The sequence below is a fragment of the Cytobacillus sp. FSL R5-0377 genome, assembly GCF_038004385.1.
Classification (GTDB): domain Bacteria; phylum Bacillota; class Bacilli; order Bacillales; family Cytobacillaceae; genus Cytobacillus.
This window is the reverse complement of the sequence record NZ_JBBORA010000001.1, coordinates 2,165,669-2,180,460: the sequence shown is the minus strand read 5'-3', so window position 1 is coordinate 2,180,460 and position 14,792 is coordinate 2,165,669. Positions and strand designations below refer to the sequence as shown.

17 protein-coding genes are annotated in these 14,792 nt (G+C 40.3%); 10 read left to right on the top strand and 7 right to left on the bottom strand.

Annotation, left to right across the window (positions count from 1 at the left end; translation table 11 throughout):
• Positions 1 to 232: 232 nt before the first annotated feature.
• Positions 233 to 445 carry a hypothetical protein gene (locus NSQ49_RS11145; RefSeq protein ID WP_159870089.1) on the top strand — a complete coding sequence of 71 codons (213 nt, stop codon included), beginning with the start codon at positions 233 to 235 and terminating at the stop codon, positions 443 to 445.
• On the opposite strand, the gene NSQ49_RS11140 is transcribed toward NSQ49_RS11145, so the two are convergent.
• The 7 genes from NSQ49_RS11140 to NSQ49_RS11110 all read right to left on the bottom strand — a co-directional run bounded on the left by NSQ49_RS11140 (position 438) and on the right by NSQ49_RS11110 (position 6,564).
• On the bottom strand, positions 438 to 1,541 hold the full coding sequence (locus tag NSQ49_RS11140; RefSeq protein ID WP_251284702.1) for a GerAB/ArcD/ProY family transporter: 1,104 nt from the start codon (positions 1,539 to 1,541) through the stop codon (positions 438 to 440). The two genes, NSQ49_RS11145 and NSQ49_RS11140, sit on opposite strands and share 8 nt — an antisense overlap.
• Positions 1,542 to 1,556: 15 nt before the next feature.
• The gene (locus tag NSQ49_RS11135) at positions 1,557 to 2,729 is read right to left on the bottom strand and encodes a Ger(x)C family spore germination protein (RefSeq protein ID WP_285871023.1); all 1,173 of its coding nucleotides are present in this window, start codon (positions 2,727 to 2,729) and stop codon (positions 1,557 to 1,559) included.
• A gap of 30 nt (positions 2,730 to 2,759) precedes the next feature.
• Complete coding sequence (locus NSQ49_RS11130) at positions 2,760 to 4,256, bottom strand: spore germination protein (RefSeq protein ID WP_251284701.1); 1,497 nt, start codon at positions 4,254 to 4,256, stop codon at positions 2,760 to 2,762.
• A gap of 256 nt (positions 4,257 to 4,512) precedes the next feature.
• Positions 4,513 to 5,697, bottom strand: coding sequence for a DUF4317 domain-containing protein (locus NSQ49_RS11125; protein ID WP_159870098.1), 1,185 nt, complete (start codon positions 5,695 to 5,697; stop codon positions 4,513 to 4,515).
• A gap of 205 nt (positions 5,698 to 5,902) precedes the next feature.
• Positions 5,903 to 6,058 carry a DUF5344 family protein gene (locus tag NSQ49_RS11120; protein ID WP_251284700.1) on the bottom strand — a complete coding sequence of 52 codons (156 nt, stop codon included), beginning with the start codon at positions 6,056 to 6,058 and terminating at the stop codon, positions 5,903 to 5,905.
• Positions 6,055 to 6,192: a hypothetical protein gene (locus tag NSQ49_RS11115; protein ID WP_251284699.1), complete on the bottom strand. Its 138-nt coding sequence runs from the start codon at positions 6,190 to 6,192 to the stop codon at positions 6,055 to 6,057. The genes NSQ49_RS11120 and NSQ49_RS11115 overlap by 4 nt, the downstream gene beginning before the upstream one ends.
• A gap of 15 nt (positions 6,193 to 6,207) precedes the next feature.
• Positions 6,208 to 6,564, bottom strand: coding sequence for a DUF5082 family protein (locus tag NSQ49_RS11110; RefSeq protein WP_251284698.1), 357 nt, complete (start codon positions 6,562 to 6,564; stop codon positions 6,208 to 6,210).
• A gap of 145 nt (positions 6,565 to 6,709) precedes the next feature.
• Here NSQ49_RS11110 and NSQ49_RS11105 point away from each other — a divergent pair, with 145 nt between their 5' ends.
• From NSQ49_RS11105 to NSQ49_RS11065, 9 genes are all read left to right on the top strand, one after another.
• A complete protein-coding gene (locus NSQ49_RS11105) occupies positions 6,710 to 7,102 on the top strand; it encodes a T7SS effector LXG polymorphic toxin (protein ID WP_311315967.1) in 393 nt (130 codons plus the stop codon).
• Positions 6,990 to 7,988 carry a T7SS effector LXG polymorphic toxin gene (locus NSQ49_RS11100; protein WP_251284696.1) on the top strand — a complete coding sequence of 333 codons (999 nt, stop codon included), beginning with the start codon at positions 6,990 to 6,992 and terminating at the stop codon, positions 7,986 to 7,988. The genes NSQ49_RS11105 and NSQ49_RS11100 overlap by 113 nt, the downstream gene beginning before the upstream one ends.
• A 24-nt stretch (positions 7,989 to 8,012) precedes the next feature.
• A complete protein-coding gene (locus NSQ49_RS11095; RefSeq protein WP_311315968.1) occupies positions 8,013 to 8,327 on the top strand; it encodes an HNH/endonuclease VII fold putative polymorphic toxin in 315 nt (104 codons plus the stop codon).
• A gap of 4 nt (positions 8,328 to 8,331) precedes the next feature.
• Positions 8,332 to 8,820, top strand: a complete 489-nt coding sequence (locus NSQ49_RS11090) for a YxiF family protein (RefSeq protein WP_251284707.1) — start codon at positions 8,332 to 8,334, stop codon at positions 8,818 to 8,820.
• A 163-nt stretch (positions 8,821 to 8,983) separates the two neighbouring features.
• A complete protein-coding gene (locus NSQ49_RS11085) occupies positions 8,984 to 9,184 on the top strand; it encodes a hypothetical protein (protein WP_159870119.1) in 201 nt (66 codons plus the stop codon).
• A gap of 306 nt (positions 9,185 to 9,490) precedes the next feature.
• Positions 9,491 to 10,612: an ABC transporter ATP-binding protein gene (locus NSQ49_RS11080; RefSeq protein WP_251284695.1), complete on the top strand. Its 1,122-nt coding sequence runs from the start codon at positions 9,491 to 9,493 to the stop codon at positions 10,610 to 10,612.
• 30 nt (positions 10,613 to 10,642) lie between these two features.
• Entirely contained in the window at positions 10,643 to 12,211 is a 1,569-nt protein-coding gene (locus NSQ49_RS11075) for a glycine betaine ABC transporter substrate-binding protein (RefSeq protein ID WP_285870998.1), read from the top strand.
• 184 nt (positions 12,212 to 12,395) lie between these two features.
• Positions 12,396 to 13,586, top strand: coding sequence for a M14 family zinc carboxypeptidase (locus NSQ49_RS11070; RefSeq protein ID WP_251284694.1), 1,191 nt, complete (start codon positions 12,396 to 12,398; stop codon positions 13,584 to 13,586).
• A 162-nt stretch (positions 13,587 to 13,748) separates the two neighbouring features.
• Positions 13,749 to 14,747, top strand: coding sequence for an ABC transporter substrate-binding protein (locus tag NSQ49_RS11065; protein WP_251284693.1), 999 nt, complete (start codon positions 13,749 to 13,751; stop codon positions 14,745 to 14,747).
• Positions 14,748 to 14,792: the final 45 nt, after the last annotated feature.

Below are 14,792 nucleotides of genomic sequence, written 5' to 3'. Positions count from 1 at the left end.
GGTTTTAAGGTGAAACCATCATGTTAGGTGCCAAATAGGGGCCTGAGCCTACCTAAACGTAGTCTATAAAGTAAAAGAAGAATCCATTTTGATACAATATCAAAATGGATTCTTTTTTATAAATAAAGTTTGTTAATTTTCCACCTCTAAAGCTTCTGTCATAAGATACGCACATTGGCAAAGAATATATATATTCAAGTGAAATACCTTTTAAGTACGGAGGAACTCATTCATGAAATATCTTCTTATGATAATCATGCTTTTTGCTGGTGTAATGAGTATGATTGTTGGAATCGATACCCTTCAAAAGAAATCATTTAACATGCTGCTGGACAGAGCTGATATTTTCTTTCAGATTATGTCAGTGGAAGATTATTTTCTGTTAACGATTTACTTTACTCCACTGGTTATTTATCTATTTACTAGCCGGGATAAAATTACTTAAAAAGAGCCGGAGTCTTCTTTTTCTTTATCCAGGCTGCAAGCAAAAGAATGGACGGAATAAATACCGTCATAGGTAAATGGAAATAGATAGGAGCCAATGTAAATCCTTCTTTTATATGCTCGCTGGAATTATTTGAAATAATGACAGAACTTATAAGTATTAAAAATGTAATCGGATAAATCAGAGCAATTTTTCTTATTTGAAATAATTCACTTGTTCCCAAAATTGCGCCATACGCAAGGAGAAAGACCTTAACAAAGCCAAGTAATACCATTAAAAATATTAAGATAGACTCGATACGCTGGACGAAATCCGCAATGTTAATTAAGCCGACTGACGTTAAGAGAGGAAAACTGGATCGGGAATAAACATCAGCTCCTAAAATGGATAGATTTATAATAGAAAAGAGCACTAAGGTCCCGCCTCCAATATAAATGGATTTGATCCCGGTTTTTCGAATTTTAGATGATTGTTGTACATAAGGAAATAGCATGAGGAAAACAATCAATTCACCGTACGGTATTGCTGCGAGTGTTGGAAAAGATGCTTTTAAAACAGGCATTATGCCATCTTCCAGTACAGGCTGTAAATTTTGAAGCTGAACATTACCGCTTAGAAATTGGAGAATGATAATCCCGGCTAGGGAGACCATAACGAGAAAAAAAGTGATTAAAGAAAATCTGGCAAAGACCTCTATTCCTTTATAAGATGCATACATGACACATAAAACCATTCCAATCGCCAGTGTTAAGAAAGTGGTTTTATCGTATGCTGCCAGTCTTAATAAATCGACAAAATCTCTGAGGACGCGGGAGGAAAAATAGATAAAATAGACCACATAAATCCAGCCAAGTATCCAGCCCATATGTCTGCCAAATACCGCTTTTAGTAAAAAGATAAGAGTTTTGCTGCCAGAAAAATGATAAAGGGAAGAATACACTAAAAATAATAGGATTCCTGCAATCATTCCCAATAGGACAGCTAACCAGGCATCTTGCTTGGCATCTGCCCCTAAGCCAAACAACAAGGCACTTCCTAGCTCAAACAAGACCATCATACAAAATAGCTGTTTACTATCTATCATGTGATTATTCATAGGAAATTCCCTCCATTAAAATGGATACGTTGTATTCCTCATTCCAATTCCAATAATATTCATCCTTACTTTAATTTCAATTTCAGCTGCTGCGAATTGCTCATTCCAATTTTTTTCTACTTTTCTCCACTGCTTCGGACTTTTACGATGAAGTACTTCACCAAAGCCGAAAATATCACTTTCCTCTGTCTGGGCAAAACGAATGGCTTCAAGTACATCCTTTTTGATTTTATGATTCAAATTTTTTTCGAGTTGATTTAGCACTTCCTGTTTATTAAACTCTATGTCGCATAACAACTCATTTAATGCAGCGGATCCTACAAGTTCTATCTTGATTTTTGCTTGGCCTTTTTCATAAACTACATTAGTGTTCCTCTTAAGTCTTCGAATTTCTATGGACAAATTTCCTTCTTTCTTAGGGCAAGATATACTAATATTGGAGCTGTTCATTTCGTTTCGAAGCATCTGAATGCTTTTGGCTTTCTCCCCATCCAGCCAGTTGACTAAATATCCTTTTTGAAAAATAGCAAGTCCATCTGCCATAACATAAGTGTTTTCTACTTTTTCATCGTTTGCTTTCGATGCTCCTTGTTCGACATTCCCTACTATTCTCATTCCGTTAATGACTGGTTCTTTTCCTTTGCTTGATATCGCTGATACGGTATTGAAAATAGTGATTTCTGTATTTTCACCTAATACCTTAGCTGTATCATTAATCTTTTTTACAAATGCAACGGAGGGAATTTTATCTTGTGCAGGCAAAATAGATAACATGATTTTTGCAGAATGCCCTCTAGCCACAATAATTGGAATATTGGTCCTTACTCGAGCATCCCTTTCGAATGCATCCAAAATAAAATTAATTCCTTTTTCTCTTGCCAGTTCTTCCGATATGACAACCGCGGAGAGGTGGGAAAATATATTTGTTCGCGATATTTTCTTTGAAGAATTTCTTGTAGCTTCTGATATCGTATTTCCTTTTCCCTCTATTTGATGGACAGGAATGCCACCGCTGCCTTGTGAACTGCCAGCAACTCCGCTTGGGTTGATCATCTGTAATGTAACTTCATACAAGTCTGATTCTTTATCATAATCAATGCCCATTCCCGTAATCAGCCCAATGTTATTGGACTCTGTATAATTGGAACATCCGGTTAATACCATTCCTATATAAATGACAATGATCATATATTTTTTCATTCTTCCACCCCCTTGTTGCTATGCTCGAATCCGATTCCTTTTATTTGCAGGATAGGGTCTTTTTTTTAATGAACGAAGGGAAGGCCGGAAAACAGCATCTTTTAAGTCGTTTTTTCGAACTGGCGCAAACGGTGATAAATAAGGCATTCCAAAGGAACGAAGATCGCACATATGTAAAAGGATGATGATAAATGCAATGACAATCCCGTAAATGCCTATAAATGAAGAGCAAATGATAAACACGAATCTTAGCAATCGGGTTACAATCGACATCGAGTAATAGGGGATAGAAAAACTTGATATCGCAGTAATAGATACCACAATAACGGTAGACGCAGCCACGAACCCTGCTTCTACTGCGGCTTGACCAATGATAAGGGCTCCAACAATTGATAAAGCAGACCCTACAGTCCTGGGCATTCGGATTCCAGCTTCCCTTAAAACCTCGAAAATAATTTCCATAACTAACGCTTCAATAACGATCGGAAATGGAACACCATCCCTTTGAGCCAGGATGCTAATGAGAAGTGTAGTAGGAATAAGACCTTCATGGTGCGCCAAAATAGCAATATAAAGGGCAGGGGCTAAAAGAGAAACAAAGAAAGATCCAATCCTTAGGATTCTTAAAAAGGAAGAAATGTAAGGATATTGATAATAATCCTCTGCAGATTGAAAAAATTGAATAAACACACCAGGGGCAATAAGTACAAATGGTGTTCCGTCCACAATGATCGCTACCTTGCCTTCCAATAATTCAGCGGCTACAGAATCAGGGCGTTCAGAATCCTTAATTAAAGGAAATAACGTTCGATCATCATCTTTAATATACGTCTCAATATAACTGGAATCTAAGATGGCATCTACTTTAATAGATGATATACGTTCGATGACTTCCTTTAAAACTTTTTCATTAACGATGTTTTCAATATAGGCAACCCCGACATTTGTTTGTGTTACTTCTCCCACCGTCATGGTTTTTAGACGTAATTGAGGAGATTGAATACGCGACCTGAGCAAACCCATGTTTTTTTCAAAGCTTTCTGTAAAACTTTCCTTTGGGCCACGGATGACTGCCTGGGCACTGGACTCTTCGATCCCCCGGGTTTCAATTTGTTTCGTTTCTGCGACAATAGCAATTGGTGAACTTTCTAAAAAAATCACCGTTTTGCCTTTTACAAGGGCATCTATAATTTTTTCACGAACCTTTTCCTCAAAAACATTATTGACTGTAATAATTTGCTTTATGTCTTCTATCTGCTGGATTGAACCTTCGTTTAACCGCTCAATGATATGCTCATTAATCGTATCAGTATTTGTAATTCCGCTTATATGGAAAATAGCTATTTTTCTTTCACTGCTAAACGTTCGAAAATTAAGGTCTGATGTTTTTCCTAAAGCCTGCTGTACATAAGAAATATTTTCTTCAAGATCATCTGATAATTGATTTATTTGCGGAGCATTTGTTTGATCGCGTTGAATTGAACGTATCCGATTCTTTTTTTTCCATCTAACCACTTGTCTCATCACCTACGTAAAAGTCCGTAAGGTTAGTATGAGGTTTAGTATGAATCTATTCATAAATTATGAATAAAATGGAAGTTGGAATTAGTATCGATTTTTATTATTAAAAGGGTGCCAGCGAAAAATAAAGAGATATAGGGGAGGTCCAAGCACAATGTTGTCTTAGACGCAAAAAAAAAGGAATTCCAATTTGGGAATTCCTTTTTTAATGTAAGGGAGGTTGAAATTTTCGTAAGGCAGCGCATCTGCTTTATTCTTTATTCTGACCCCCGCCAAAAGCTTCCGGAATCATTGTAAATCCTTCAATCACAGTATCTTCTTCTACCTCAATCATCAGATAACGCTTGCCGTCAAAATGGATTTGTTTTACATATCTCAGATCCTGCGGGCAGATGGAGATGTTGGCTGCTTTTGTGCTGATCTTGATTGATTTTGAATTGTATTTAGGCAGGACGCTGCTAGCCTTTATTTCATATTTGTCATCATCAATAATCTTTTGATAAGCAGATTGGACCTTTTCAGAATCAATATCTTCGATGCCACTCACCTTTAAAACACGCTCTACGTCTTTAGAATCGAGCTTCGGCGGTTCATCCTCTTCGTTTTCCACAATGATCCGGTTAATCTCTTCATATACGTTGGAAAGTGTTGATGTGTTAATCTGATCTCCTGTTACGTCTTTGATAATTTCCTCAAAAACAATTTTATCATCCTGCGCCGTCATCGTTTCTTCCCCGTTTAAAACGTCCTCAATGAACAGATGGTCGGGCTCATGGACCTTGCCTGCAGAATACAGAACGTGATTGACATCAGCTGCATTTTCGGTGAAGCAAGGGAATAGGAACCCTGAAATGGGAGACTTTAGGTTGATAATCGGATCAACGGTAAAATGATATTTAAATTCCCTTTCCACATAGTCAAAAAGCAGTTCCTTCTTCGGTTCCTGTGTGTTATTGATGCTGCAGAGAATAAAGGGATGAGAATAAACAGCATCCCGTTCACTTTCTTCAGCTTCTGGATTGCGGCGTTTCATTGGCTTAAGATATTCCCCGCGAATGAATGTGACGACAATATCCTTATCATATTGCCGGATTCCCAGCATCTTGCCGACAATTTGAAGCATTTGTTCCGTCCAGGCCTCAGCTTCATTGGTCAGCAGCCCTTGATGAAGAATGAGCTGACTGCTGTTTTCCGCATCTCTCCGGAACTTTAATTCAAAGAGCTTTTCATCCAATTGGCCGCCCAGCAGCTTTTTGAAATTGTCCATAAACAGCTCCTGCTGATCCTGATCCAGCATTTCAAAAGGCTGGCTCTCATAATGATAAATCTCGCTTGATTCCTTCATAATATAGACGTTAAAAATATCTGAGATTTTCAGTAAGTCATTATTTAATTTAAATTGTTTCCGAATCTGTGCAATGTCTTTTTTGTTCACAGTTAAAATCCACTCCTAAGCTGGCCAGTATGCATATTTACTAGAATAACAAAATACAGCAGCTCTATAAATTATTATCTATTTTCGCTTTTTTGATAAGGTGTGTATTAAGGGGAGGTGACTGCGGAAATCTGGTTCCAAAATAAAAGATGCTTCACACAAGTTTTGATCAACTTATGGGAAGCATCTTTTTGGACCCTCAATGCTAATTCTTTTCCGCACTGCTATAAATCCCCCTGGAAAGCAGCCGATCTGATTCATCTAAGAATTGTGCAGAATGTCGCGTTGTTTCTTCGTTTTGGAGCAGTACAGACTTATACGCCTCTGTCACCTGCTGAAGCTGCCTATTTAGTGCATTCAATTTATTGATAAAATCAAGAACATTATTCTCTCCAATAGTGGATGGAAGGATGGCTGGAGCCCGTTTGCGGAGGATTGAAGTTTAGATAGTGCCCGTTCTATTTCGTTTATTCTTAGCTTAATCTCAGTATCCATTCTCATGCCTCCTCATTATTGCTTCGACCTCTCTGCAGCAAGCTGTGCCTCCAGGGAAGCAATTGTTTGTTTAATAGAATCGATTTCCTGCTGGAGCTGATGCTGCTTCCGGCTGATGGCTGAAAAAACTTCATGAAACTGATCTGACTCAATGTCAATGTAACTTTTAAGCATTTGTTCAAACCGGATATCCTCAAATTCATCTGCCAGCTTTCCCTGCCAGGTAAAAGGGGAAAGATCCGGCTTTGTGACGGTTTGCCGATAGTGGTTAAACTCCTGATGTTTTCCTTGGAGTTCTCTCTCACAGGCCAGCAGTTTCTGCAGATCATTTTGTTTCTTCGTCAATAAACTGTAGTAATATCCTAAAGACATGAGTATACACCTCTAAATACTGCCATTTTCATATTATTAAACTGGAAAAATAGAATCTATCTTACTATATCACAGGGAAATTTTGTAATGATTGTATATTATACTTATTTTCGTCATTTTGTCGACGGGTATTTATTGCTGTTTTATGCAAAAGTGTAAAAATAATACAAATCATTATAAAATTACTCTAAATAATAGTGTAAAGTATAGGTTATGGAAAATTTTAGTGATGGGCTCTCAGAAGGTCTCTATTCAGTTGTCGAATGGCAGGAGGAGATTTATACTGAACATCACCTCGCTTGAGGAGTCCTTTCAGGGAGAGGGAGCGGCGGCTATTCGGGCTTTTTTCGAAGAATGTCATTCTCCGTTTCTCCTATTTTTTGAAGGTTTTCTTGCAGACTATCAAAATACTTTAAAGAGAAAGAATGGCTTCTTCCCTTCAGATGCTCGAGCCGGCAGGCAATGGATTCATCCGTCAGAGCTTTTTGGATGGAGAAGCGGCACAGGGTCTGGTAAAAACAGAATCTATAACCACTAGCTTAACAGAAGAGACTAATACGGTGATGCAGAAAGTTTCTGATATTGTCAGTCTCCCTCACCTGCGGTATGGGGAGTTTTCGGCACATGTAAGGAGAGCGGAACTTCACCGGAGAAATACGGTTGATGAACTTATAACCTTTGAGAGCCAGCAAACACAGGCACTTGATCCAATTGAGCAGGATCTATATCTGATGCAGACATACATCAATGAAATTTCCAGCCTCTTTCAGAGTGGAACTCTCAGCATTTCGGGCTATTCCGTCAAGCAGCTTCAATCAAGCCCAATCCATGGAGAGCTTTTAGAAGGCATCAGGCATAAAGCAGGAAATACCATACACTCTCCGGAATTCTTTAAAGAACTCGGCGTAACTGCTCTAGGCCAGATTCTGCCGCCCGGCGCTTATTCCATTTGGGCCGTCTGGCAGAGTACCTGCGAAAGAAAGACCATCCACTATCAGTTAAGAACTTTGAAAGCTTTAGCGGGGCTGAACAGTAACGAAATCAGCCGGGAAGAATTCGCCTCCCTGAGCGGCCGGGAAATCCTGACTGTTGATGTCATAGACGAGTATGGCATCGGCAGTGAGAATCAGGGCGGAAAGTTTCATCTATACGAAGACGGCCGGATTATCAGGGAATTCTATGGAGAAAAAGGAACAGGCTATGAATTCGTCGATTCCGTTCCAGAAGACCGAGTGGGAGGAATTCGAGAACTGGACTCCATAGCTGACGGAACCCCGCTTGAGATACTCGAATACCTGTCGCTCGCGGCAGTTGTCCGAAAGCAAGGAACCAAGGTCATACGGAAAAGCATCAAGAAGGGTGACTTTGATGCACTTGTAAGGATATTGAAAGAGGAAAAGGGCCATGTGGTCTTGCCGGGGTAGAAGGCTGGTAAGGGTACGGATGAAATAGATAGGGTATTAACAAAAAATGGAGGATTTAGGGATGCAAAGAGAAGGGCGGGAATACCTAACTCTATTCAGCACAAGAAACCTGTCGATGTTTATGATGGAACAACTGAAAATAGAAGAGTATATGAATTTGAAGTAGATGGTAAGAAAAAATATATCATAGAGCACCGAGAGGATAAATTCGGGAGAGGTCCTCACTTTCATGGTGCTGACGATTTGAAAGGAAGCCCATTGGAAAAAGGAAGATATAATCAGTACCCTGGACATTCCCCGGAAGATTTTGTTGGTTATAAAAAGAAAGGTCTACCATAGAAAGGTGATTAATTTGGGTGACGAAAGAAAAACAAAAATGAAGCTGTTAAAAAGACAAAGTAGAAGAAGGAATTTGGTAAAAGAAATAAACTTCATGAATCTTACAGAGGAACCTTTTTTAGATATTGAAGATAATGATTTATTTTGTAAGAATGTGTTTTCGCTACTTAACACAAAGGAAAATAAGATTCAATTGCAAGGAGAAAACTATAAAGAACATATTCAAAAATCAATACAATTGTTAAATGATACTGTTGATAATATCGAAGTAATACCCAAACAAGGAAGACTATTAGTTTTTAGAGAAAATGAAATAGAAGCATTGTTGGTTAATGTTACTGAAGTATTTAGTCACTTAAATGAAATTATTGAGTTAACAAATTTTTCAGTTGGATATGGAGATTTTATTCTAGTGGCGGAAGATTTTAATTTTGGTTTGTGCATTGAACGAACGGAATATTTTTATGAGTTAAGTGTTTGGGGACTATCATAAGGAAAAACATGAGAACCTGAATGGCTTAATGCCTTTCAAGGTTTTTCATTTAACATATCCCTAACATTCCCCCGCCAAATGTAGTGCATTTGCCCAAGCCAAACCCATTTCCACGCATATACAATAATGTAGGCATATACAGAGGAAATGGAGGTATGAATGAATGTACCCTTACAGAGGCCCTTATCAGCCGCAGAATCAGCGGTTTATTGGATTCTTTGGCCTGCCTTTTTTAGGCGGGTTAGCAGGAGGTTTATTGGGCACTGCTTTATTCTATCCGCGTCCATATTATTGGTATCCTCCACCGCCGCCGCCTTTTTACCCGCGTCCTTGTTGTGGACCTGGATTTGGATATCCTTATTAATAGCTGTCTGGGGGGCTTTAGAAAAAGCTTCCCTTTTTTGATGCCTATAAGCGCTTGAGGCATATCGCAGAGAAACAGCAAAAATCTACCCAGCTTAAATAAAAGCAGGAAATTTTTCATTGCACAAAAGTCCTTTTGGGTTTGAGTAGAGAAGATAAAGGTTAAATATGAATATTATGGAATTATAGTGGGATAACTAATTTATCTGTTTTTGCATGACCAGACTGCTTATGTTATCCTGAAACACGTATCTGTGGACAGGGTATTCCATAATTTAACATTTATGTATAGGAGGTGCTGGAAAAGTTGATCGAATTTAAAGAAGTGAATAAAGTCTTTCAGGATGGGTTTCATGCTCTAAAGGATATTACCTTTAAAGTGGAAGAAGGAGAGCTGCTGGTTTTGATTGGTCCCAGCGGATCTGGAAAGACCACAACCATGAGGATGATCAACCGACTGATTGAGCCGACAAAAGGGACAATTACAATAGAAGGAAAAGATATTTCAAAAGAGGATCCAGTCAAGCTTCGCCGGACGATCGGTTATGTGATTCAGCAAATCGGGCTGCTTCCGCATATGACGATTAAAGAAAATGTATCGCTTGTTCCTAGGCTGATGAAATGGAGGAAGGAAAAATACATAGATAAAGTGGACGAGCTGATGCATATGGTAGGATTGGATCCGGAAGTCTTTGGTGAAAGATACCCCTCAGAGCTGAGCGGCGGGCAGCAGCAGAGGATCGGTGTTATCCGGGCGCTGGCAGCTGAGCCGAAGATCATCTTAATGGATGAACCGTTCAGTGCGCTGGATCCAATCAGCCGGGAGCAGCTGCAGGATGAGTTAGTCCGCCTTCAGCGGGATATTCAGAAAACGATTGTATTTGTAACCCATGACATGGATGAGGCGCTTAAAATCGCTGACCGCATCTGTATTATGAAGGATGGAGAGGTGGTCCAGCTGGATACGCCGGAAAACATTATCCGCAGGCCTGCTAATGAGTTTGTCCGAAGCTTTATTGGTGAAGACCGGCTTCAGGAAAGCGACAATATTTCATTCCCTGAACTGACCAAATTAATGGTTCCTGCTGTAACAGCAGGTGAAAACCGCAGGCTGGCTGAATCCTTGAAGCTGATGCGAAGCAAGCGGGTTAACAGTCTTGTGGTTGTGGATAATGAAGATCTTTTTCAGGGGATTGCAACCGTCTGGGACGTTCAGAAAAATTACAAAGATGAAGGCCTAAGACTTAAGGATATTATGGATTCAAGCGTTGTGACACTTCAGCAAGATGATCCGGCAGAAAAAGCCTTTCAGCTTGTGAACGAATCTGTTTACGGATTTGTTCCGGTCATGGATGAACACAGAAAACTTATGGGCATTGTGACCCGATCAAGTCTCGTAGAATATATGGTCGACGAGATCGTCGAATAATCAGGATAGGGGGTGTAGACAATTCTTAACTTGATCAGCAGTACGGCTGACGTTTTTGTAAACCGTTGGCCTACAATATGGAACTTAATTTTAGAGCATATGTATCTTTCGCTTATTTCGATTGCCATTGCAATTTTAATATCTGTTCCTTTGGGCATTTATTTAACCCGTCATCGAAAAATTGCCGATTCTATTATTGGGATTGCAGGTGTATTTCAGACGATTCCGAGTCTCGCGCTTCTTGTATTTCTCGTGCCATTCATCGGAACTGGACAAGTTCCTGCCATTATTGCATTAACTGTTTACGGCTTATTGCCCATTCTTCGAAATACCTATTTAGGCATTACTGGTGTTGAAAAGTCTGCCATTAACGCCGGGGTCGGAATGGGAATGACGAATCGCCAGGTGCTTTGGATGGTGGAGCTGCCATTGTCTCTTAGCGTCATCATGGGCGGGATTCGAACGGCGACCGTTTTAATTATTGGCGTTGCTACGATAGCAGGCCTCATTGGTGCTGGCGGCCTGGGAGATTTAATTTTCCGCGGACTGCAGACTTATAATACGGGCCTCATTTTGGCAGGTGCGATTCCATCTGCGCTGTTAGCGATTATTTTTGACTATTTGCTGAAGCTTCTGGAGACAGATGTGACTCCTCAAGGGCTTAAGCAAGGGCAGAAAACCAATCCAGCTGTGAGCCGCTGGAGAAAATGGGTGGTGACCGCATTAATATTAATCCTTCCTATCTCAGCTTTTGCTGCGCAGCTGGGAGAGTCATCCGGCGGAAAGGATACCATCACCATTACCGGCAAAAACTTCACAGAGCAGGAAATCATGGTTTATATAATGGGCCATCTGATAGAAGAACACACAGATTTAAATGTGAAATATGAATCCTTCCTGGGTGGTACCGCACCTGCATTTGAAGGGGTTAATAACGGAAATTATGATTTGTATATGGAATATACGGGGACAGCCTTGCTGAGTATTTTAAAAGAAGAAATGATCAGCGATCCTGATAAGGTGTATGAGCTTGTAAAAGAGCGCTTTAAGGAAGAATATGATATGGTCTGGCTTGAACCTTTTGGATTTAATAACACCTATACTCTTACTATTCGAAAAGAAGATGCTGAAAACTGGGGTGTTAAAACAATATCAGATTTAGGCAAGAAATCATCAGAGCTGGCATTTGGTTCTGAGCCTGAATTTCTGGAGCGTCCCGATGGCTATCCGGGCCTTGTGGATACTTACGGATTTGAATTTGGTGAAACACAGGCCATGGACTCTGGCATTATGTACAGTGCCATCAAGAATGGAGAAGTGGATGCCATTGACGCTTTTTCCACTGATGGCCGCATCCCGGCATTCAATCTGCAGGTTCTTGAAGATGATAAAAATTTCTTCCCGCCGTATTACGCGACCCCTGTTATCAGGGCTGATACGCTGAAGGAGCATCCCGAAATTGAAAAGGCTTTGAGCATGCTTGCAGGTAAAATTGATAATGAAAAAATGCAGGAACTTAATGCAAGAGTTGATATTGATAAAGAGCAATATGAAGATGTGGCGGTTGATTTCCTGAAAGAAGAGGGATTAATTGACTGATGCCGTTAGGACTGCGATCTTTCGCAGTCCTTTTTGATGTGAAGAAAGTCTTAACAACTAAGGAAAATGTAGGATAAAATTATTCAGAATATTAATTCTTTTAGCAGATTTACATCCCTCTGTTGAAAAGGCATGATTAAAATAGTTCGTATAACGAATTAATAGATTAGGTGGAGGCTAAAAAATGAAGAAAAAGTCATTATGGAAAGTTCTTAGTTCAGCAGCACTGGCAGCATCGATTCTCGCGCCTCAAGTTAGCTTTGCGGAAGGAGCAAAGCCTGTGACAGAAGAAAATGTATCAATTAAAGGATTTGTAGATTATGAAGAATTAAAGAAAAAGCTGAGCCAGCTTGAAAAGTCATCCAATGGCCAGGTCCAGGTTGAGTCAGCGGGAAAAACAAATCAGGGGAGAGATATCTTTACAGCACGAGTAGGCCATGGAGATAAAGTAGTTCTTGTACAGAGTGAAATTCATGGCAATGAGAAGACTGGTACTGTCGCATTGTTAAATATTCTTCAGCAGCTAGGTTCAAGTCAATCAGCAGAAGCGAAAAAAATCAGGGAAGAACTAACGATTGTAGCGATTCCAATGATGAATGCCGATGGTTCTGAATTGGACAGGCGCGGCAATGTTATGAACTGGGAAGAGGTTCAGGAACAGTTTCCTCAATTACATAATGCACAGCCAACCTGGAATTATTACACACGCAGCCTTCAGGGGGACGACTATTCTCAAACACCAGGCTTCGATGTAAACCGTGACTTTAACCCTGACTTAAACTATGTTCCAAGGGCGGAAGACTTCCCGGGCAATTCAAGCACTCCAGGCTGGTATATCACATCTGAATCGCAAACAGTCAGGGATGTATATAAAGGCCTGCAGGAGGAGTTTGGGAAGGTAGAAGTCTTTTTAGATCTGCATCACCAGGGCTTTTATAAAATTGAAGGAACGGATGAAGATGTAACCATGTCGATTTCAGCAGACTTTGTTCCGGATCCAAGCTCTCCTGAAGGGTCGAAGTATAGCCAATATGCAGAGAATTACCGCTTTGACTTCTCACGCCAGCTAAACGTAGCCCTTTATGATGCCCTTCAGCAAAAGGGAAATTCAGTGTTTACCAATATTTCGTTATATGATCAGGACTTAGACTTGCCTGGAACTGCCTTGGGCTCCTTTGCTCTGAACGGGAGCGGGGTTGTCCTATTTGAAGTGAAAGGGCAGACACAGAACTATGGCCAAAAGATGAAAGGGCAGCTCGTTAAGACAGTAGAAACAGGTGTTATGGGAATCATTCATGGTGTTGCAGATGGCAGTGTTTATGATTTGAATCCGGAAGAATATAATGAAATCCCTAATAGGGTGCCAATTCGTTAATAGAAAAGCAGAGGCTGGTTCCAATTGGAACCAGCCTTGTTTTTGTTACGGATGACAAATTATCTGACAAAAGGTGGATTAGCTATTGTTACAAATGTATTAACCGTGTTAATATCAAAATATTAAAAAAATTATAAAGATTGATATCTTGGGGGTATTTCTATGAAAAAGATGTTGGCCATCCTGGCAAGCAGTGCATTGCTCATGCTTGCTGCCTGCGGTTCAGGAAATGAGGAAACCAGCGGGGAAGCGTCAGAAAAGAAGACCGTTAAAATCGGCATCACGCAAATTGTGGAGCATCCTTCATTGGATTCAGCGAGAGAAGGGTTTATAGCTGCACTGAAAGATGCTGGATATGAAGAAGGTAAAAATCTTAAAATAGACTTTCAAAATGCTCAGGGAGATATGAACAATAATATGTCCATCGCCCAGAATCTTGTCTCGGACAAGAATGATTTAATCCTGGCGATTGCTACAGCAAGTGCCCAATCAGTTGTGCAATCTACGAAGGATATACCAATCCTTTTTACAGCAATCACTGATCCTGTTGGAGCTGAGCTTGTGGAAAGCATGGAAAAGCCGGGCGGGAATGCAACAGGTACCTCTGATACACATCCTGACGCCATCAAAAACACAATTGACTCTATCAAAACATTTGTACCTGATGCCAAGAAGGTTGGCATCATCTACAATGACGGAGAACCAAACTCAGTAGTAAATGTTAAGCATGCAAAAGAAGCCATCGAGGCAGCGGGCCTGGAAGCAGTTGAAACAACGATTTCAACAAGCTCCGAGGTAAAACAGGCTGCTGAATCTTTAGTGGGCCGTGCTGATGTATTTTACATCCCTAAGGACAATACTGTAGTATCTGCCCTTGAATCGGTGCTGAACGTAGCCAATGAAAAAGACATTCCGGCTTTTGTTGGAGAAAGTGATTCGGTTAAGCGGGGCGGATTTGCTTCCTATGGTTTTGAGTATCATGATCTTGGATACTCCACAGGCCAAATGGCTGTAGACATTCTTGAAGGCAAAGAGCCGAGTGAGATTCCTGTCGGCTATCCGGAAAGTCTGGAACTTGTGATTAACAAGAAAGCAGCTGAGGAACAGGGAATCACTCTGACAGAGGACATGCTGAAGGATGTTAAGGTAGTTGGGGAATAAATAGGTTGGGAAAGATACAGCGATTCAGCTGTATCTTTTTTTTGC